The sequence below is a fragment of the Pseudoduganella sp. HUAS MS19 genome, from assembly GCF_053615455.1.
Map to the genome: position 1 here is coordinate 1,856,015 of NZ_CM132133.1, position 19,022 is coordinate 1,875,036.

General features: G+C 61.3%; 21 protein-coding genes. 13 read left to right on the forward strand and 8 right to left on the reverse strand.

Annotated features, from left to right (window positions below):
• Nucleotides 1-38: 38 nt before the first annotated feature.
• The gene (locus ACWBU6_RS08515; protein WP_452648376.1) at nucleotides 39-1,265 is read right to left on the reverse strand and encodes a CaiB/BaiF CoA transferase family protein; all 1,227 of its coding nucleotides are present in this window, start codon (nucleotides 1,263-1,265) and stop codon (nucleotides 39-41) included.
• Between the two features lie 69 nt (nucleotides 1,266-1,334).
• On the opposite strand from ACWBU6_RS08515, the gene ugpQ reads away from it, so the two are divergent.
• The 6 genes from ugpQ (at nucleotide 1,335) to ACWBU6_RS08545 (ending at nucleotide 9,110) form a co-directional block, all read left to right on the forward strand.
• Nucleotides 1,335-2,087: a glycerophosphodiester phosphodiesterase gene (gene ugpQ / locus ACWBU6_RS08520; RefSeq protein WP_452648377.1), complete on the forward strand. Its 753-nt coding sequence runs from the start codon at nucleotides 1,335-1,337 to the stop codon at nucleotides 2,085-2,087.
• A 168-nt stretch (nucleotides 2,088-2,255) separates the two neighbouring features.
• Nucleotides 2,256-4,868, forward strand: a complete 2,613-nt coding sequence (gene alaS / locus ACWBU6_RS08525; protein ID WP_452648378.1) for an alanine--tRNA ligase — start codon at nucleotides 2,256-2,258, stop codon at nucleotides 4,866-4,868.
• Between the two features lie 189 nt (nucleotides 4,869-5,057).
• Complete coding sequence (locus ACWBU6_RS08530) at nucleotides 5,058-5,285, forward strand: sulfurtransferase TusA family protein (protein ID WP_090443023.1); 228 nt, start codon at nucleotides 5,058-5,060, stop codon at nucleotides 5,283-5,285.
• Nucleotides 5,286-5,432: 147 nt separating this feature from the next.
• Nucleotides 5,433-6,182: an electron transfer flavoprotein subunit beta/FixA family protein gene (locus ACWBU6_RS08535; RefSeq protein ID WP_452648379.1), complete on the forward strand. Its 750-nt coding sequence runs from the start codon at nucleotides 5,433-5,435 to the stop codon at nucleotides 6,180-6,182.
• 84 nt (nucleotides 6,183-6,266) lie between these two features.
• Nucleotides 6,267-7,196, forward strand: a complete 930-nt coding sequence (locus ACWBU6_RS08540; protein ID WP_452648380.1) for an electron transfer flavoprotein subunit alpha/FixB family protein — start codon at nucleotides 6,267-6,269, stop codon at nucleotides 7,194-7,196.
• Between the two features lie 123 nt (nucleotides 7,197-7,319).
• Nucleotides 7,320-9,110 carry an acyl-CoA dehydrogenase gene (locus ACWBU6_RS08545; protein ID WP_452648381.1) on the forward strand — a complete coding sequence of 597 codons (1,791 nt, stop codon included), beginning with the start codon at nucleotides 7,320-7,322 and terminating at the stop codon, nucleotides 9,108-9,110.
• Here ACWBU6_RS08545 and ACWBU6_RS08550 read toward each other — a convergent pair.
• The 4 genes from ACWBU6_RS08550 to ACWBU6_RS08565 all read right to left on the reverse strand — a co-directional run bounded on the left by ACWBU6_RS08550 (nucleotide 9,107) and on the right by ACWBU6_RS08565 (nucleotide 12,916).
• A complete protein-coding gene (locus ACWBU6_RS08550; RefSeq protein WP_452648382.1) occupies nucleotides 9,107-10,171 on the reverse strand; it encodes a bifunctional transcriptional activator/DNA repair enzyme AdaA in 1,065 nt (354 codons plus the stop codon). The two genes, ACWBU6_RS08545 and ACWBU6_RS08550, sit on opposite strands and share 4 nt — an antisense overlap.
• On the reverse strand, nucleotides 10,158-10,907 hold the full coding sequence (locus tag ACWBU6_RS08555) for an isocitrate lyase/PEP mutase family protein (protein ID WP_452648383.1): 750 nt from the start codon (nucleotides 10,905-10,907) through the stop codon (nucleotides 10,158-10,160). Before ACWBU6_RS08555 ends, ACWBU6_RS08550 begins: the two co-directional genes overlap by 14 nt.
• A gap of 93 nt (nucleotides 10,908-11,000) precedes the next feature.
• Nucleotides 11,001-11,930 (reverse strand): polysaccharide deacetylase family protein, encoded by a 930-nt coding sequence (locus ACWBU6_RS08560; RefSeq protein WP_452648384.1) that lies wholly within the window; start codon nucleotides 11,928-11,930, stop codon nucleotides 11,001-11,003.
• Complete coding sequence (locus ACWBU6_RS08565) at nucleotides 11,927-12,916, reverse strand: proline dehydrogenase family protein (RefSeq protein WP_452648385.1); 990 nt, start codon at nucleotides 12,914-12,916, stop codon at nucleotides 11,927-11,929. Before ACWBU6_RS08565 ends, ACWBU6_RS08560 begins: the two co-directional genes overlap by 4 nt.
• Before the next feature lie 60 nt (nucleotides 12,917-12,976).
• Here ACWBU6_RS08565 and ACWBU6_RS08570 point away from each other — a divergent pair, with 60 nt between their 5' ends.
• Nucleotides 12,977-13,597 carry a LysE family translocator gene (locus tag ACWBU6_RS08570; protein WP_452648386.1) on the forward strand — a complete coding sequence of 207 codons (621 nt, stop codon included), beginning with the start codon at nucleotides 12,977-12,979 and terminating at the stop codon, nucleotides 13,595-13,597.
• Between the two features lie 94 nt (nucleotides 13,598-13,691).
• On the opposite strand, the gene ACWBU6_RS08575 is transcribed toward ACWBU6_RS08570, so the two are convergent.
• The gene (locus ACWBU6_RS08575) at nucleotides 13,692-14,105 is read right to left on the reverse strand and encodes a glycine zipper 2TM domain-containing protein (RefSeq protein WP_452648387.1); all 414 of its coding nucleotides are present in this window, start codon (nucleotides 14,103-14,105) and stop codon (nucleotides 13,692-13,694) included.
• Between the two features lie 202 nt (nucleotides 14,106-14,307).
• Complete coding sequence (locus ACWBU6_RS08580; protein WP_452648388.1) at nucleotides 14,308-14,724, reverse strand: hypothetical protein; 417 nt, start codon at nucleotides 14,722-14,724, stop codon at nucleotides 14,308-14,310.
• 186 nt (nucleotides 14,725-14,910) lie between these two features.
• On the opposite strand from ACWBU6_RS08580, the gene rpsP reads away from it, so the two are divergent.
• From rpsP to rplS, 4 genes are all read left to right on the forward strand, one after another.
• Nucleotides 14,911-15,156, forward strand: coding sequence for a 30S ribosomal protein S16 (gene rpsP, locus ACWBU6_RS08585; protein WP_057261569.1), 246 nt, complete (start codon nucleotides 14,911-14,913; stop codon nucleotides 15,154-15,156).
• A 15-nt stretch (nucleotides 15,157-15,171) separates the two neighbouring features.
• Nucleotides 15,172-15,714 (forward strand): ribosome maturation factor RimM, encoded by a 543-nt coding sequence (gene rimM / locus ACWBU6_RS08590; protein ID WP_452648389.1) that lies wholly within the window; start codon nucleotides 15,172-15,174, stop codon nucleotides 15,712-15,714.
• 14 nt (nucleotides 15,715-15,728) lie between these two features.
• Nucleotides 15,729-16,475 carry a tRNA (guanosine(37)-N1)-methyltransferase TrmD gene (gene trmD / locus ACWBU6_RS08595; RefSeq protein WP_452648390.1) on the forward strand — a complete coding sequence of 249 codons (747 nt, stop codon included), beginning with the start codon at nucleotides 15,729-15,731 and terminating at the stop codon, nucleotides 16,473-16,475.
• Between the two features lie 106 nt (nucleotides 16,476-16,581).
• Nucleotides 16,582-16,959, forward strand: a complete 378-nt coding sequence (gene rplS, locus ACWBU6_RS08600) for a 50S ribosomal protein L19 (RefSeq protein ID WP_452648391.1) — start codon at nucleotides 16,582-16,584, stop codon at nucleotides 16,957-16,959.
• A 49-nt stretch (nucleotides 16,960-17,008) separates the two neighbouring features.
• On the opposite strand, the gene ACWBU6_RS08605 is transcribed toward rplS, so the two are convergent.
• Nucleotides 17,009-17,152, reverse strand: a complete 144-nt coding sequence (locus ACWBU6_RS08605; protein ID WP_452648392.1) for a hypothetical protein — start codon at nucleotides 17,150-17,152, stop codon at nucleotides 17,009-17,011.
• A gap of 160 nt (nucleotides 17,153-17,312) precedes the next feature.
• Between ACWBU6_RS08605 and ACWBU6_RS08610 the strand changes: the two genes are divergently transcribed.
• Together ACWBU6_RS08610 and ACWBU6_RS08615 are read left to right on the forward strand one after the other, a co-directional pair.
• The gene (locus ACWBU6_RS08610; protein WP_452648393.1) at nucleotides 17,313-17,975 is read left to right on the forward strand and encodes a CoA pyrophosphatase; all 663 of its coding nucleotides are present in this window, start codon (nucleotides 17,313-17,315) and stop codon (nucleotides 17,973-17,975) included.
• A gap of 44 nt (nucleotides 17,976-18,019) precedes the next feature.
• Nucleotides 18,020-18,979 carry a CobD/CbiB family protein gene (locus ACWBU6_RS08615; RefSeq protein WP_452648394.1) on the forward strand — a complete coding sequence of 320 codons (960 nt, stop codon included), beginning with the start codon at nucleotides 18,020-18,022 and terminating at the stop codon, nucleotides 18,977-18,979.
• Nucleotides 18,980-19,022 lie beyond the last annotated feature (43 nt).

The following is a 19,022-nucleotide window of genomic DNA, read 5'->3' on the forward strand; positions in this document are numbered from 1 at the left end:
TGTGACCCCAAGGTGTGACACGGGCTCGGCCGTGTCGGTTACAGGATGCCTTTGCTGCGGAGCTCGGCGATGTCGGCGTCGCTGCGGCCGAGAATTTCGCGCAGCACTTCGTCGGTGTGTTGCCCAAGCAGGGGCGGAGCCAGGTCGGTTTCGGCCGGGCTGGCGCTCAGGCGCATTGGGTTGCGGACCAGTTTCACTTTGCCGGCGGTCGGGTGGGCGGTTTCGACCATCATGCCGCGTGCTTGCACTTGCGGGTTCTTGAATACGTCATGCAGGTCGTTGATCGGGCCGCAGGGAACGCCGACTGCCTCCAGTTTTTCGATCCACCAGTCGCGAGGCTGCGACTTCACCATTTCGGCCAGGATCGGTACCAGTTCGTCGCGGTTCTTCACGCGCAGCGGATTGGTGGCGTAGCTTTCGTGGAAAGCCAAGTCGGCACGGCCGCCCACTTCCACAAACTTCTGGTATTGGCCATCGTTGCCGGTAGCGACGATGATGTAGCCGTCGGCGCAGGCGAAGGTCTGGTATGGGACGATATTGGCGTGGGCGTTGCCCCAGCGCTTGGGTGCTTTGCCGCTATTTAGGTAGTTCGATCCCATATTGGCCAGCATCGCTACCTGCACGTCCAGCAGCGCCATGTCGATGTACTGGCCTTCGCCGGTGCGGTCGCGGTGGGTGAGGGCGGCCAGGATGGCGATGGTGGAGTACATGCCGGTCATCAGGTCGGTCAGCGCCACGCCTGCTTTCTGCGGGCCGCCGCCCGGCAGGTCGTCGCGCTCGCCTGTCACGGACATCAAGCCGCCCATGCCCTGGATCAGGAAGTCGTAGCCGGCGCGGTGCGCATAGGGTCCGTCCTGGCCAAAGCCGGTGACGGAGCAGTACACCAGGTCCGGCTTTACCAATTTCAGCGACTCATAGTCCAGGCCATATTTTTTCAGCTGGCCGACTTTGTAGTTTTCCAGGACGACGTCGGCGTGCTTCGCCAGTTCACGGATCAGGGCCTGGCCCTCCGGCTTGGAAATATCGCAGGTCACCGAGCGCTTGCCGCGGTTGGCGGACAGGTAGTAGGCTGCTTCTGTAGTGTCGGCGCCGGAGGCATCCTTGGCGTAGGGAGGTCCCCAAGCGCGTGTATCGTCGCCGCTGCCGGGACGCTCGATCTTGATCACGTCCGCGCCAAGGTCGGCCAGGTTCTGCGAACACCACGGGCCGGCCAGCACGCGGCTCAGATCCAGTACGCGAATGTGTCCAAGGGCCTTCGGGGTCATGTTGTCTTCTTCCTACTGTTTTCAGGGAGCGTTAGCTTAACGCATCCAACCGTGTTAGTGTCTTAATCCATGTGGCCCTACCCAAAAATCGTTGCGCATCGCGGAGGCGGTACGCTGGCTCCGGAAAACACGGTCGCCGGCCTGCGGGCCGGCCTGGCTTATGGTTTTCGCGCGGTGGAATTCGACGTCATGCTGTCATCTGATGGCATCGGCGTGGTGATGCACGACCCGCATTTCGGGCGCACGGTGTACGGCGATGGCTATGTCCCCAACTTCACGGCGGCGGAATTGGCGAAGATGGATGCCGGCCGCTGGTTTGGTCCGGAGTTCCGCGGCGAGCCGGTGCCGCTATTTCTGGAGTGGGTCGACTACTGCAAAGAGCACAAGATCTGGATGAATATCGAGATCAAGCCGGCAGAGGGGCATGACCAGGCGACCGGTCGCTGGGTGGCGCAAACGGCGCGTGCCCGTTTTGCTGCGGAAGTGGCGGCGGGCGATCCGGCGCAAATGCCTTTGCTGTCGTCCTTCAGCATGTCCGCTTTGGCGGCGGCGCGCGATGCGGCCCCTGAGCTGCCACGTGCTTGCCTTTTCGATAAGATTCCTGCCGATTGGCTCGAAACAGCGCGCGAACTTGAGGCCGTGGCGATCCACACCAACCACAAATACCTTTCAGCGGAACAGGCGCGGGCAGTGAAGGCAGCGGGCTATGGCCTGTTTTGCTACACCATCAATACGCCGGAGCGCGCGCGGGAGATTCTTTCCCTGGGCGTGGACGGCTTCTGCACTGACCGCATCGACCTGATTGGGCCGGACTTCACCTGAAAACCGGTAAACCAGTGCCAGACCCGCAGGGCCTGGCACTTTTCGTTTATGCGGCTCTGGTGCTGCGGGTGTCCGACCCTATGGGTCTGACATCGGTTTACCGGTTTTTATCCATCTGTTCACGTATAATCAACCCTTTGCACCAGCCTGCAACCTACCTTTTACGACATGAAATCTGCTGAAATTCGCGAAAAGTTCCTGAAATTCTTCGAATCCAAGGGCCATACGATTGTCCGTTCCAGCCCGCTGGTGCCAGGCAACGACCCGACCCTGCTGCTGACCAACTCCGGCATGGTGCAGTTCAAGGATGTGTTCCTGGGCCAGGACGTGCGCCCGTATTCCCGTGCCACCACCGTGCAGCGCTGCGTGCGCGCCGGCGGCAAGCACAATGACCTGGAAAACGTCGGCTACACCGCCCGTCACCACACCTTCTTCGAGATGCTGGGCAATTTCAGCTTCGGCGATTATTTCAAGCGCGATGCGATCCAGTACGCCTGGGAGCTGCTGACCAAGGTCTATGGTCTGCCGCCGGAAAAGCTGACCGTCACCGTCTACATCGAGGACGACGAAGCCTACGACATCTGGGCCAACGAAATCGGCGTGCCGAAGGAGCGCATCATCCGTATCGGCGATAACAAGGGATCGCGCTACGCTTCGGATAACTTCTGGCAGATGGCAGACACGGGCCCATGCGGTCCTTGCACCGAGATCTTCTACGACCACGGCGCCGACATCTGGGGCGGCCCTCCAGGCTCGGCCGAGGAAGATGGCGACCGCTTCATCGAGATCTGGAACCTGGTGTTCATGCAGTTCAACCGCGACGAGGCAGGCGTGATGCACAAGCTGCCGAAGCCTTGCGTCGATACCGGCATGGGCATGGAACGCCTGGCCGCTGTCCTGCAGCACGTGCATTCGAACTACGAGATCGATTCCTTCCAGGCCCTGATCAAGGCTGCCGCCCGCGAGACCGGCGCGACCGACCTGGAAAACAAATCGCTGCGCGTGATCGCTGACCACATCCGTGCTGCTGCTTTCATGATCGTCGACGGCATCATTCCTGGCCCTGAAGGCCATGGCTACGTCCTGCGCCGCATCATCCGCCGCGCGCTGCGCCACGGCCATAAGCTGGGCCAGACCAAGGCCTTCTTCTACAAACTGGTGGAAGACCTGAATACCGAAATGGGCGTTGCCTATCCTGAGCTGGCTGAAGCCAAAGGCCGCGTGGCCCAGGTGCTGAAGGCGGAAGAAGAGCGATTCGGCGAAACCCTGGAAAACGGTATGAAGATCCTGGAAGCCCAGCTGGCCAAGGATCCGAAGAACCTGGACGGCGCTACCGCCTTCACCCTGTACGACACCTACGGCTTCCCACTTGACCTGACCGCCGACATCTGCCGCGAACGCGAAGTGACGCTGGATGAAGAGGGCTTCAATGTGGCGATGACGCTGCAAAAGCAGAAGGCGCGCGAGGGCGGCAAATTCAAGAAGATGGCTGCCAATGTCGAATACTCCGGCGAGAAGAACAAGTTCGTCGGCTACGACCAGCTGCAGCACAACTCGAAAGTGATCGCCCTGTACGCCAACGGTGCACCGGTGCAGGAACTGAAAGCAGGCGAGCAGGGCATCGTCGTCCTCGACACCACCCCGTTCTACGCAGAATCCGGCGGCCAGGTGGGCGACCAGGGCCTGATCCAGTCCGCCGGCGCCAAATTCGAAGTGGAAGACACGCTGAAGATCCAGGCTGACGTGTTCGGCCACCACGGCGTGCTGGCATCCGGTTCGCTGAAGGTTGGCGACGCTGTCGGCGCGGAAGTGGACCAGCATGCGCGTGGCCGCACCATCCGTAACCACTCGGCGACCCACCTGATGCACAAGGCCCTGCGCGAAGTGCTGGGTTCCCACGTGGCGCAGAAAGGCTCGCTGGTCGATCCGGACAAGGCACGTTTCGACTTCTCCCACACCCAACCGATGACCGCCGAGGAAATCGCCAAGGTGGAAGCGATTGTCAACGCCGAGATTCTGGCTAACGCAGCGACCCAGTCGCACCACATGTCCTTCGACGACGCCGTGAAGCACGGCGCGATGGCGCTGTTCGGCGAGAAGTACGGCGACGAAGTGCGCGTGATGGACATCGGCTCCTCCAAAGAGCTGTGCGGCGGCGTGCACGTTCATCGCACCGGCGATATCGGCCTGTTCAAGATCGTGTCGGAAGGCGGTGTTGCTGCCGGCGTCCGCCGCGTGGAAGCCGTGACCGGCGAAGGTGCGCTGGCGCTGGTGCAGGGCATGGCCCGCAAGCTGAACGAGGCCGCCGCTGCGCTGAAGTCGAACCCTGAAGAACTGACCTCCAAGATCACCGCCGTGCAGGACCAGGTGAAGTCGCTGGAAAAAGAACTGGCTGCGCTGAAGTCGAAACTGGCTTCCGGCCAGGGCGACGAGCTGGTGACCAAGGCTGTCGACGTCAAGGGCCTGAAAGTCCTGGCTGCAAGCATGGAAGGCGCCGACGTTACCGCGCTGCGCGAAACCATGGACAAGCTGAAGGACAAGCTGAAGTCTGCCGCCATCGTGCTGGCTTCCGTCAATGACGGCAAGGTGAGCCTGATCGCCGGCGTGACCGCCGACGCGATCGCGAAGGTCAAGGCGGGCGAACTGGTCAACTTCGTTGCACAGCAAGTGGGCGGCAAGGGTGGTGGCCGGCCTGACATGGCGCAGGCTGGCGGCACCAATCCGGACGCACTGCCAGGCGCGCTCGGTGGCGTTGCAGCATGGGTGGAGTCGCGTATCTAAGAGCTGGTGTGGGCCCGCGCCTCCTAGGGCGGGCCTTTCCGACACTGCAATGTCGTTGTGATTTTGCAACGCAATATTAACTATTTTGGTGCAGTGCGTCAGACGCCCATTTTTGGAGTAGTATGTCGGAACCAGTAGTACAGAAGCGAGATATTGATGAGCGAAACTCTTACTCTCGAGTCCGAGACCATGGAATTTCATAAGGACCTCGACGCGCGCGGCCTGAATTGCCCGCTGCCTATCCTCAAAGCCAAGAAAGCCTTGGCGGAATTGGAAAGCGGCCAGGTATTGCGTATTGTGGCGACCGATCCAGGGTCAGTGCGTGACTTCCAGGCCTTTGCCAAGCAAACTGGCAATGCACTCTTGTCCCATGTCCAGCAGGGCACTGAATTTACGTTTTTGATGCGCCGCAAGTAAAAACTGCGGTATGCTACCGGTTGCTGATTTTCGGCGCCGGATTGTACTTAAAAAACGCACGACCGTGCTTTTATTCGATAAGTGATATCGAATTCCAATATAATCTAGCCCACTAATTTTACTTATCTCTTTTTCAAAGGCACACCTATGAAAGTCCTGGTACCTGTCAAGCGCGTCGTCGACTTCAACGTGAAAGTGCGCGTCAAATCCGACGGCACTGGCGTAGATATCGCCAACGTCAAAATGTCGATGAACCCGTTCGACGAGATCGCACTGGAAGAAGCGACCCGCTTGAAAGAAGCTGGCAAAGTAACCGAAGTGGTTGCAGTGTCCGCCGGCGTGACCCAGTGCCAGGAAACCCTGCGCACCGGCATGGCGATCGGCGCCGACCGCGGCATACTGATCGAAACCGCCGTGGACCTGGAGCCGCTGGCTGTGGCCAAGCTGCTGAAGGCCGTTGCCGACAAAGAGCAACCGCAACTGATCATCCTGGGCAAGCAGGCAATCGACGACGACTCCAACCAGGTTGGCCAGATGCTGGCAGCCCTGCTGGGCTGGCCGCAAGCGACCTTCGCATCGAAGGTTGAGCTGGGCGACGGCAAAGTCACCGTGACCCGCGAAGTGGACGGCGGCCTGGAAACCCTGGCACTGCAACTGCCAGCCATCGTGACCACCGACCTGCGCCTGAACGAGCCGCGTTACGTGACCCTGCCTAACATCATGAAGGCGAAGAAGAAGCCGCTGGATACCGTCAAGCCGGAAGACCTGGGCGTCGACGTGACCCCACGCCTGAAAACCCTGAAAGTGGCCGAGCCTGCCAAGCGTTCCGCTGGTATCAAAGTGCCTGACGTAGCGACCCTGGTGTCCAAGCTGCGCACCGAAGCTAAAGTCATCTAATTATTTGCTAAAACCGGAACTGCAGGTGTCTGACCCGTTGGGTCGGACACCGGCCTGCCGGTTTTCACTCAAGGAAAAAATATCATGGTCGCACTCGTAATCGCAGAACACGACAACGCATCCCTGAAGGGCAGCACCCTCCACACCGTTACCGCCGCCGCCAAGTGCGCAGGCGAAGTGCACGTGCTGGTTGCTGGCTCCAATGCCGGCGCCGCAGCTGCCGCCGCCGCCAAGATCGCCGGCGTCACCAAAGTGCTGCACGCTGACGCAGCCCACTTCGCCGACGGCCTGGCCGAAAACGTCTCCGAGCAGATCCTGGCGATCGCTGGCGGTTACACCCACATCCTGGCTCCGGCAACCGCCTATGGCAAAAACATCCTGCCACGCGTTGCAGCAAAACTGGACGTGGCACAGATCTCCGAAATCACCAAAGTTGACGCGCCTGACACCTTTGAGCGCCCAATCTACGCCGGCAACGCGATCGCCTACGTGCAATCGTCGGACAAAGTAAAAGTCATCACCGTCCGCACCACCGGTTTCGACGCTGCTGCCGAAGGCGGTTCCGCTGCTGTGGAAACCGTGGCTGCGGCCGCCGATTTCGGCAAGTCCGCTTTCGTTGGCCGCGAGCTGGCCAAGTCGGACCGTCCGGAACTGACCGCTGCCAAGATCATCGTTTCCGGTGGCCGCGGCATGGGCTCCGCTGACGCCTTCAAGATCCTGGAACCGCTGGCCGACAAGCTCAACGCCGCCATGGGCGCATCGCGCGCTGCAGTGGACGCAGGCTTCGTGCCGAACGACTGGCAGGTTGGCCAGACCGGCAAGATCGTTGCTCCTTCCCTGTACATCGCTGTCGGTATCTCCGGCGCGATCCAGCACTTGGCTGGCATGAAGGATTCCAAGGTCATCGTCGCTGTGAACAAAGACCCTGAAGCCCCGATCTTCTCCGTTGCCGATTACGGCATCGTGGGCGACCTGTTCGAGGTTGTTCCTCAACTGGTCAAGGAACTGGGTTAAAACCGGTAAAACAGTGTCAGATCCATGGGGTCTGGCACTGGCCCGCGACGGCCGCCTGATCGGGGTCTGACCCTGTGGGTCAGACCCCGTTTTACTGGTTTCTGGAGATTTGTGGAGATATAAATGAGCTATCAAGCCCCAATGAAAGACATGCTGTTCGTGATGAACGAACTGGCGAACCTGGCTGGCGTATCCGCACTGCCAGGCTGTGAAGATGCAAACGCGGAAACCGCGGAAGCCGTACTGGAAGAGAACGCGAAGTTCGTGAGCGGCGTGATCGCCCCGCTCAACCACGCGGCAGACAAAGAGCCAAGCTCCTGGGCAGATGGCAAGGTGACCACCTCCAAAGGCTTCAAGGAAGCCTTCAAGCAGTTCGCTGAAGCTGGCTGGCAGGGCCTGCAGCACCCGACGGAGTTCGGCGGCCAGGGCTTGCCGAAGCTGATCGGCACCCCCTGCGTGGAAATGCTGCACGGCTCGAACCTGTCGTTCGCGCTGGTCGCATTGCTGTCCGATGGCGCGATCGAAGCGCTGCTCACCGCCGGTTCCGACGAGCAGAAGGCGACCTACCTGGAGCCTCTGGTGACCGGCAAGTGGACCGGCACCATGAACCTGACCGAACCGCAGGCAGGCTCCGACCTGGCCGCCGTGCGCACCCGCGCCGTGCCGCAGGGCGACGGCACCTACAAGATTTTCGGCACCAAGATCTTCATCACCTACGGTGAGCACGACATGGCCGAGAACATCATCCACCTGGTGCTGGCACGTACTCCCGATGCGCCTCCAGGCGTGAAGGGTATCTCGCTGTTCATCGTGCCTAAGTTCATGGTCAACGCCGATGGTTCGCTGGGCGAGCGCAACGACGCGCACTGCGTGTCGATCGAGCACAAGCTGGGCATCAAGGCATCCCCGACCGCCGTGCTGCAGTTCGGCGACAACGGCGGCGCTGTCGGCTATCTGGTGGGCGAGGAAAACCGCGGCCTGGAATACATGTTCATCATGATGAACGCAGCCCGCTTCGGCGTCGGCATGCAGGGCGTGGGTCTGGCGGAACGCGCTTACCAGCAAGCCGTAACCTTCGCCAAGGACCGTGTACAGTCGCGCGACCTGAACGGCTCGCCAGCCGGCGTGGCGATCATCAACCATCCGGACGTGCGCCGCATGCTGATGTCGATGCGCGCCCAGACCGAAGCAGCGCGTGCGCTGGCTTATGTGGCTGCCGGCATCCACGATGTGGCACACCACCATGCCGACGCAGAGGTGCGTGCCGCCAACCAGGCTGTATACGAGTACCTGGTGCCGATCGTGAAGGGCTGGTCGACCGAGATGTCCGAGAACGTGACCCGCGACGGCGTGCAAGTGCACGGCGGCATGGGCTTCATCGAGGAAACCGGCGCGGCGCAGCACTACCGCGATGCCAAGATCCTGACCATCTACGAAGGCACTACCGCGATCCAGGCCAATGACCTGATCGGCCGCAAGACGGTTCGCGACGGCGGTGCGCTGGCCAAGTCGATCATCGCGCAAGTGCGCGCGACCGCCGGAGAACTGGCTGGCGTGAACAGCCCTGACTTCGCTGCGATCCGCAGGCACCTGGTGCAAGGTGCGGACGACCTGGAAGCGGTGGTGGACTTCGTTGTCAACCACGCCAAGTCGGACATCAAGGGCGTGTTCTCCGGTTCCGTGCTGTATCTGAAGCTGGCCGGCATCGTGTTCGGCGGCTGGCAGATGGGCCGAGCCGCGCTGATCGCGCAGTCCAAGCTGTCGGCAGGCGAAGGCGATGCATCGTTCTACCACGCCAAGATCGTGACCGCGCGCTTCTTCGCCGACCACATCCTGTCCGGCTCCTCCGGCATGCGCGCCGCCATCGTTGATGGCAGCGCAGGTGTGCTGGGCCTGGACGTCGAGCAGTTCTAAGCTGAACTGGGGCGGCCTTCGCGCCGCCCTTCATGCGCAAGGAGCCATTCCTTGCGCGCCAATCCTCCGCCATATCCTGTCAGCGATCCATCCTTGCCGATAATCCTATGGCAGGGAATGATGATCGCAATGCGGTTTGCTCCGTTTGCTCCGGCCACGGCCCGCACCGAGTTGGGCGCCCCCAGGCGCGCTGCCAGGTCGGCGTAATGCGTCACTTCCCCGAACTTCATTCCACGCAGGGCATTCCAGACGCTGCGCTGGAAGTCGCTGCCCGGCGCATCGAGCGTCACGCTGAACTGCTGGCGTTTGCCATCGAAGTATTCGGCGATCTGGGTCTCTGCCTCCCGCGTATGCACGTTTTCGCCGGCCAGGATGCGGGCCTTGAATAGCCGTTGCAAGTCGCGGAACTCGGTTTCCAGCATGCGCCGGTCTGTGAACTCCAGTAAGCACACGCCATTCCCGCTGGCGCAAACGAACATTGGCCCCAGCGGCGTGGTAAAGCGGTGCAGTACGAGTTGCTGCGCGGCGTGGCTAGGCGCACTGCCGGTCATCTTCTTGTAGGTATAAGCGAAGCCGCTGAGCGATTCATAGCCGCTGTCGAGCGCCACGTCGGTCGTGCTGCGGCCTTCCTTGAGCTCCGTCATGGCCAGGTTGATGCGCAGCATGCGTTGATAAGCCTGGAAACTGAAGCCGTGGTGTTTCTGGAACCAGCGTCGTACCAGTTCGGGGCTGATGCCCAACTCGCGCAGTTCGGCATCCTGGATGCGCCGCTTGGGCTGCTCGCGCACCAGCGCGACCGCTCGGGCGACCTGCGGCGGCACGTCCGGCGCGTTCTCGGTCGGCCGGCATACCTTGCAGGGACGGAACCCCAGCGCCAGCGGTTCCTTGATGTCGGAAAAGAAGTCGACATTTTCCGCCTTCGGCTTGCGTGCACGGCAGGTGGGCAGGCAGAAAATGCCGGTGGTCCTGACTGCCGCATAAAAGGCGCCGACATGCTCGGGTGAGCGTGCGACCAGGGCCTGGTAGCAGCGCTGGATGTCGGCGGGATCAGTGAATTTCATCGGCAAAGAGGGCGGTGAAGGATTGCTGGTTGCGGATCGTCTCGAACATGGCATGCGCCTGGCGCGCCATGACACCGTGCACGAAGTTGCCCATGCTGATGCGGCGCACACCGAGTTTGGCCAGCGTGGCGAAATCGGGAAGGCCGGGCATGCACATCACGTTGACGGCGCAACCAATTGTACCTGTCAGTTCGCGGATGTCCGCGGGTGTCGTGATCCCAGGCACGAACAGGCCGTCGGCGCCGGCGGCCGCGTACAGGCGGCCGCGCGCAAGCGTCTCCTGCAGCGCGGCGTTGTGGCCGAGCAGGAAGGTGTCGGTACGGGCGTTGAGAAACAGGCGGGGAAAGGCCGGGCGCAGCGCGCGCAGCCGTTCGGCCAAATGCGCAGCAGGCAACAGTTCGCGGTGCCCGCCCAGCACTCGGCTGTCTTCGATATTGATGCCTGCCACGCCCAGTTCCGCCAACCGCGCGATATTGGCGATGACCGCATTATTGCTGTCGCCGTAGCCAGCTTCGATGTCGACGCTAAGTGGCAGTGCGGTGCTGGCAAGGATGCGGCGCACGATGTACAGCAACTCGTCGAAAGGCAACTGCTCGCCGTCCTGGTAGCCCAGCATGGCAGCGATTGCTGCACTGGAGGTGCCGATGGCTTTATAGCCCGCTGCTTCGGCGGCCTGCGCGCTGGACGCGTCCCAGGCGTTGGCCAGCAGCAGGGTAGGGGAAAAGAAGGGAGACATGAAATAGATTCCGGTTGCTGTGATGACAGGAGCTTAGCGAGGAGCCGGCCAGACCGGCAACCGAAAAACGGACGACTATTTTTCTGCCGGGTGTTACAGTCCCTTCTTCGCCAGCTCGGCGATCTCGTAATCGCCGTCATCGACCAGGCGTTCGCCGCCTGGCATTGAGCCCAGCCCCAGGATGCGTCCCAGCGACAGCAGCAAGCTCTGTCCCGCAGCTTTTCGCACCGGCTCCAACCTGTATATCGGATCGGAAAATGCCTCCGCCGGCGTGATGATCTTCCAGCCCATTTGCTCAAATTGCGTCAGCACGTCATCCAGCCATAAAGCGTTGAGCAGGTTGTGATGCAGCAGCAGCACTTGCGCGATCTCGCGCCCCTGCAGTTGCTGCGACAGCTCGCGGTATGCCAGCGCGCGTTGCTTCACGTGGGCCAGGTAAGCGGTGCGGATCGCGCTGACGTCGGCCTTCGGGTCTTTTTCCAGCGTCTGCTCCAGCTTCTCGTTCAGGCGCCAATCGCTGGTGTCCAGGCTCACTTGCGCATTGCGGTAGCCATGCTCGCGCAAAAACTTGCGCATGCCGTCGATCTTTTCCGGGGTATTGCCTTCGCGCAGATAGGTAAAGCGCAGCCATTTCTGGTAGCCGGGCTGGGTGCTGATCAGGCGGTCGCACTCCATTACCTGGCGCTGGTACTCGGCCAGCGTGACTTTTTCCAGGTCGGGATGGCTGACGGTATGGTTGCCAATCGCATGGCCGGCTTTGCTCCAGGCTTGCAGCAGGGGCAGGCCCTGCGGCGTGTTGGCGCCGTAGCCGGCGGTGACGAACAGTGCGGCCTGCACGCGGTGCCTTGCCAGCGCATCCAGTATGGCCTGATTGCGCTCTTGCGCAGACATGCGCGGCGTGTCGCCCGCGTTCGGGCCATCATCGATCGTAACCGCTACCGATTGCGCATGTGCGGCGCCAGACGTCAGCCCAGCGATGGCGGCAGCGGCAAACGTGGTGGCGGCAAGCCAGCGGCGCATCATGCTGCACCCAAGGCGTCTACGACCGCCTGGTAGACGCGGACAGGTTCTTCGGAAATGCGGTTCAATACGTACAAAAAGTAGTCCATTCCAAAGACCGCATACTCGCGCGTGGCAAATCCCGCGTCGCGCAGGTCGGCGATGTTCTGTTCGCCCAGGCCGATAAGGGACTCGAATTCGTAGGGGCCGCTGGCGATGCCCTCAGCGCGCACCATGGCCACCAGCTCGTCCTGGATAGCGCGGTCATGCGTGGCGATCGAGCATTTGTGGCCACTGCGCAGCAGCAGTGCCGCATAGCGGCGGTAGGCCGACGCCAGTTCGGGGCTGTTGCGGGCATAGGCAATGTCAACCGGTTCGAACATCGCACCCTTGACCAGGCGGATGCGGCCTGGGTGGCGCAGCAGCGCCGGCAAGTCGTTGGCAGTACGATGCAGTTTGGCAGGCACGGTAATGCCGACGTTCGTCAGGCCATCCTGATCATGCAGGCGGCTGTAAGTTTCGTAAATGCCGGACGTGCGGTCCGACGCCTCCATCGAGATCATGACTTCCTGCTCGATTTCCTGGGCCGCACGGGCGATGCGGCGCGCGTTGCGATAACCCAGTTCCGGATCGACCAGTGAGCCCACATGCGACAGGTCGAACGAGATCGAGCAGTCGAGGCGCTGCTCGCCAATGGCCTGCACCAGTTGCAGGAAAACGCCGGTCTCTGCGTTGGCGAAAGCCTCGTCGCGCACACTCTCGCCCATGTATTCAGCGGAAGCGCGGTGACCGTTCTGGTTGATCATGGCGGCGCGCACGACCACGTCCGCCACGGTGCTGCCTGCAACATAGCGCTTGGATACGCGCTCCATATAGGGGCGCAGCATCGGATCTTCGAGGAAGCGCGCCTTGGCAGCTTCATTGACGGCCAGTTCGCGCAAGGCGCTTGCGGCGCGATCGACCAGTGGCTGCCACTGAGGCGGGAAGTATGGCGTGGTATTGTCTGTCACGATGTCTCCTTGCGCGTTTTGACGTTGTATATTATCTAAAATTTCAATATGGAGCCGGCCATGGACGCTTCAACCCTCATGCTGTTCGTACCAGCTTGTTTTGCGCTGAACATGGCGCCGGGCCCGAACAACCTGCTCTCTGTCAGTAATGCTACGCGCTATGGCTTTCGCCGCTCATGCCTGGCGGGCGCCGGACGGCTGGTGGCCTTTGCGGGCATGATCGCGCTGGCCTCGGCCGGGCTGGCGGCGGTATTGCATACTTCGGAATTGCTGTTCTACGTGATCAAGACCTTCGGTGCGATCTATCTGTTCTACCTGGCGTGGCAGCTCTGGCACGCCGAGGCAGGCGGGCAAGCCGCTGGCGCAACGCCGGCGGCGGACTGGTGGCAGTTGGCGCGGCAGGAGTTCTTTGTGGCAGCGGGCAACCCGAAAGCGATCCTGATATTCACCGCATTCCTGCCGCAATTCGTCGATCCCGCGGGGGCGGTGGGCGCGCAGTTCTTCGTGCTCGGCGTCTTGTTTCTGCTGCTGGAAGTGGTGGCGCTGGCGGCTTATGCCTGGATGGGCGCCCGCATGCAGAAGTGGTTTGCGCAACCGCGCGGCAAGGTGGTGTTCAATCGGACTTGCGCCGGCTTGCTAGCCGGCGCGGGGGCGGGATTACTCTTTTCGCGACGGGCATGAAATTGCCCGCCTGATCATATGCGCCCAGGTTGAGAATCGCTTGCCCTGAGCGCTGCCGACGGTTGCGGCTTGCGCCGTAACGGGGTGAGCAGAATCAGATGCGGTTCAGGCCGCCGTTTTGGCGCTTGACGTGGTCGCCGTTGCGCAGGTTAGGATCATTCTTTAGTACGACGGTGCCGACCTTGCCGGTTTCGTACTTGACGGTCACGTGCCATTCCTTGACCTTGTTCATTTTGCCTTCGATCTTCTTGCCGGCATAGGCGCCGCCGGCGGCACCCGCCACGGTGGCAAGGGTCTTGCCGGTGCCGCCGCCTACTTGGTTGCCGAGCAGGCCGCCAGCGATACCGCCGGCAATCATGCCGGTCGCGCCGCCTTCGCCGTCTTTTTCAATGACCTTAACCGCCGTCACGGTGCCGCAATCGGCGCACACGTGCTTCTTCGGTTGCGCGTGGGCGCCGGTAACCGTTACGGCCAGGATTGCTGGCAAGAGGAATTTAATTACTTTCATTTGGTTCTCCAAAAGCGGTTGTGGTGCTAGGGAGTATAGGTCAATAGTTGCCGAATGGAATGGTAAATTGTGACAAGACGTTATCCGCACATGAGGCCGTGTCACACCTTGGGGTCACACCCCAAGGTGTGACACGGACTCAGGCGCAATGTGGCAGAGTTCGTGTCACATTTCGGGTGTGACCCCAGGGTGTGACACGGGCTCAGCCGTAGATGCCGCCGGTGTAGAGCAGGTCGTTCAGGCGGGCGATGGCGGCAATCAGGCCGAAGGCGCCGAACATCAGGGTGGTCACCAACACAACGGCCAGTGGCCAGCGCGAATTGGATTGCTTGCCTGAGCCGGCGTTGAATGCGGCGTCCCATTCTTCATCGGGCATCAGGCCCAGCACCAGGGCTTCGAGGATGGCAGCCAGGATGGACAGGGTCAGGGGCAGCAGCAGGAAGTAGGGATCGGCTTTCGGCCACACCGCAAACACGGCGGCGCAGCCAAGCAGGCTGGCGGCATGCAGCCAGCCCCATTTGTCGGCCAGGCCGCGCAGGTAGAAGCGGTGCAGGCCGATGCCGCCGGTGACGGCGGCAAGCAGGGTGGCGAAAGTTTTGTTCTTGTGTAAAACAGACATGATTGCTGCCGAAAAGTCCGAAAAACCGGCAGTATCGCACAACAAAGCTGTTGCCGCCGAGGCCAGTTCAGGGGATAATCCCGGATTGTCCAATTCCCCACCAATTTGATTAATCTTGCCGGTTGGAGTTAAAGCGCGCTATAATTTGCGGCTTTTTCCGACTCAGCACACTTTTTTGGAATTATTATGGTCGTTATTCGTTTAGCTCGTGGTGGCGCCAAGAAGCGTCCTTTCTACAACATCGTTGCAACCGATTCCCGCAATCGTCGTGACGGCCGTTTCGTAGAGCGTATCGGCTTCTTCAACCCAATGGCTACCGGCCAGGCAGAAACCTTCCGCGTTGCTGCTGACCGTCTGGCTTACTGGCAAGGCGTTGGCGCTCAGCTGTCCCCAGCTGTTGCCAAGCTGGTTGCTGGCCAGAAGGCTGCTTAATAGTAGCTTCAAGTTTTGAGCAGCAAGACCGCATCTGGGGCGCAAGCCCCGGCTGACCTGGTTCAGGTCGGCTTTGTTTCAGGTGCCTATGGCATCGCCGGCGGGGTCCGTGTCCGACCCTTCTCCACCGAAGCAGATGCGCTGCTGCATGCCACCACCTGGTGGCTCGACAAGCCAAGCCTGCGTGACGTTGAAGTCAAGCGGGCTAAGCTGCATGGTGGCGACGTCGTCACCCAGATCGTCGGGATGACGGACCGCGACGAAGCGGAAGCGCTGAAAGGTGCATCGGTGTTCGTGTCGCGTGCCGATTTCCCGCAGCTGGAAGAGGATGAATACTACTGGGGCGACCTGATCGGCCTGGCAGTTGAGAATCAACAGGGCGAAAGCCTTGGCACAGTCGCGGACATGATGAGCAATGGACCACAATCCATCCTGCGCGTCGAATACGAGGCTGAAGGTAAGGCGCAAGAGCGCCTGATCCCGTTTGTAAGCCAGTTTGTTATCAAGGTGGACAAGGACGCGAAGCAGATCATCGTGGACTGGGGCCTGGATTACTAATCCGGAACCGCACAATGCAATTCGACGTCATTACCCTGTTCCCCGAGATGTTTGCTGCCCTGACGCAGTCCGGCGTTACCCGCCGTGCGTTCGAGCAGAAGCGCTGGGGCCTGTCGTTGTGGAATCCGCGCGATTTCACCACTGACAATCACCGCACCGTGGATGACCGCCCTTACGGCGGCGGTCCGGGGATGGTGATGCTGGCCAAGCCGCTGGAGCAGACCATCGAGGCCGCTAAGCAGCGCCAGGTGGTTTCCGGCCTGCCGGCGCCGCGCGTGGTGTACATGTCGCCGCAAGGCAAACAGCTGACGCATGAACGGGTGATGCAGCTGAAGCAGGAACCCGGCCTCGTGATACTGTGCGGCCGCTACGAGGCGGTGGACCAGCGTTTGCTGGACCGCTGCGTCGATGAAGAAATCAGCCTCGGCGATTTCGTGCTGTCCGGCGGCGAGCTGCCTGCCATGGCCCTGATGGATGCCGTGGTGCGCCAACTGCCGGGCGTGCTGAATACCGATGCTTCCGCAGTCGAAGACTCGTTCGTCAACGGCTTGCTGGATTCGCCGCACTATACGCGGCCTGAGATTTACGAAGGCGAGGCGGTGCCACCCGTGCTTTTAGGCGGCAACCACGCCGAGATCGAGAAGTGGCGTCGTGAGCGCATGCTGGAAGCGACAGCGCGCAAGCGTCCCGACCTGCTGGTGAAGGCGCGCGAAGCCGGCCTGCTCTCGAAGAAGGATGAAAAGTTTTTGTCGGGTTTATAAAAATCCGTCGTAGTACCGTGGCAGGCATGTTGCCTGCCGTGTTTCAACCCCATCCTCTACCGGGCATCCTTGATCGCGCCGGCAAGATGGTAATAGGAGTCATACAATGAACCTGATCCAGCAACTGGAACAAGAAGAAATCGCTCGCCTGGGCAAGAACATCCCTGAGTTCGCACCTGGCGACACCGTGATCGTCAACGTAAACGTAGTCGAAGGCACCCGCAAGCGCGCCCAGGCTTACGAAGGCGTTGTTATCGCTCGTCGTAACCGCGGCCTGAACTCGAACTTCATCGTTCGTAAGATCTCGTCCGGCGAAGGCGTTGAACGTACCTTCCAGCTGTACTCCCCGCTGATCGCTTCGATCGAAGTGAAGCGTCGTGGTGACGTGCGCCGCGCCAAGCTGTACTACCTGCGTGAGCGTTCGGGCAAGTCCGCACGTATCAAGGAAAAGCTGCCAAACCGCAAAGCGGCTGCAGCAGAGTAATCCATACCCCGGTATTGGATTCGGAAAGGACGCTTTCGGGCGTCCTTTTTTATTTGAACACTTGCCTCAACGTTTCGGCTTCGAGGATGGCCTGGCTCCATGCTCCAAGCTGTTCCAGGTCCGCCGCGGCCAGCTTTTTCTTCACAGTCTTGGGTAGCGGGCCAAAGCGCCGAGTCAACAGGCCTTCCAGCAAGAGCGCTGCCCAGCGAAGTCAGTGCGGCCTTCCAAGGGGAGTCGTAATGGGCAGGCGGCGAGTGCGAAGGCATCGGTCAAGTCTAGGCCGCTGCAACGCGCGCACGTTGAGCCAGCGCAATACGCGTGTGCGCAGGAGGGCAGTTGGTACAATGCCGGGTATGGCCAAAACACCTTTCGACCCGACCCAGTTGCCGATTGAAGCGATCGCCGGCGAAGCGGCCGTGCTGCTGGAGCGCCTGGCACCGGATTGGCTGCGCCAGCGCTTCGCTGCGCCGCCCGAATGGACGCCCGAACCGTCCGAACCGCCACTTGGACTGCATCGCGGCGAGCCGACGCCGGCCGCGGTACTGGTGCCCCTGGTGCTGCGCGATGACGGCATCTACCTGCTGCTGACGATGCGCACGGCGCATTTGAACGACCACGCCGGGCAGGTGGCCTTTCCCGGCGGCCGCGCCGAACCGGCCGATGCCGATGCCGTCGACACCGCGCTGCGCGAAACGGAGGAGGAGATTGGCCTCGATCGCCGGCACATCGACGTCATCGGCACGCTGCCTTTGTACTACACGGGCACAGGCTACGCCGTGACGCCGGTAGTAGGCCTGGTGACGCCGCCGTTCGCGCTGAAGGCCGACCCGTTCGAAGTGGCGGAAATCTTCGAAGTGCCGTTCCAGTTCCTGATGGACGGCGCCAACCACCAGCGCCTGGCTGCCGAGCTGCCGAACGGGCGCCGCACGTTCTACGCGATGCCTTATCAGAATTATTTTATCTGGGGCGCAACGGCTGGCATGCTGCGCAACCTGTTTCATTTCTTGCGCGCATAAGCTATCGTAGCGGGCATTGTGGTACTGCTAATCAAAGGATTTAGATGACTTTTCTCTCCATTCTCGTGGCCTTGCTGTTTGAGCAACTGAAGCCCCTGCGAGCGGACAACCCGATCTGGGCGGAAATCAAGAGCCTGGCCGTGCGCATGGAGCAGTGGTTCAATGCCGGACACGCGAGCCATGGCCGCATTGGCTGGTTCCTCCTGATGGGCGTGCTGACGCTGCCCGCCGGCCTGGTGTACTGGCTGCTGCTGCGCTACAACCTGGTGCTGGCCGCCTTCGCCTGGAATGTGCTGATCGTCTACCTGACGCTGGGTTTCCGCCATTACAGCCATTACTTCACCTCGATCCAGCTTGCCCTGAACGCCGGCGACGAAAGCCAGGCGCGCGCGCTGCTGGCCGAGTGGTGCAAGATAGACACCGTCGGCATGGAAGTGACCGAAATCTCCCGCGTCGCCGTGGAAAAGGCGCTGATCACCACCCACCGCAATGTGTTCGGCGTGTTCTTCTGGTTCCTGATGCCGCTCGGTCCCTGCGGCGCCATCCTGTACCGCGTGTCCGAATACCTGGCCCGCGCCTGGAATGAACCTGAGCACATGCGACAGGAGGCCTTTGGCATCTTTGCCGCCAAGGCCTTCTACTGGATCGACTGGATTCCCGCCCGCCTGACTGCCGTGGCTTTCGCCGTTGTCGGCAATTTCGAGGATGCGATCTACGCCTGGCGCAATTTTGCCCATCGCTGGAAGGACGAGGCGATCGGCATCATCCTGTCGGCCGGCGGCGGCGCCATGGGCGTGCGCCTCGGCACGCCGAACGAAAACGCGGCCAAGATCATTCCATCCGATGCCGCCACCGTTGATATCAGCGACATGGAAGTGGACCAGTTGCCGGGCGACGAGCCGGGTGTGCGCGCCCTGCAAAGCACCGTCGGACTGGTGTGGCGCGCGTTGCTGCTGTGGATGATGTTGCTGCTGTTGCTGTCCGGGGCGGTGTGGCTCGGCTAAAATGAGCTGAACCCGGCACCCCGTTCAAGTCTTCTATAAGATA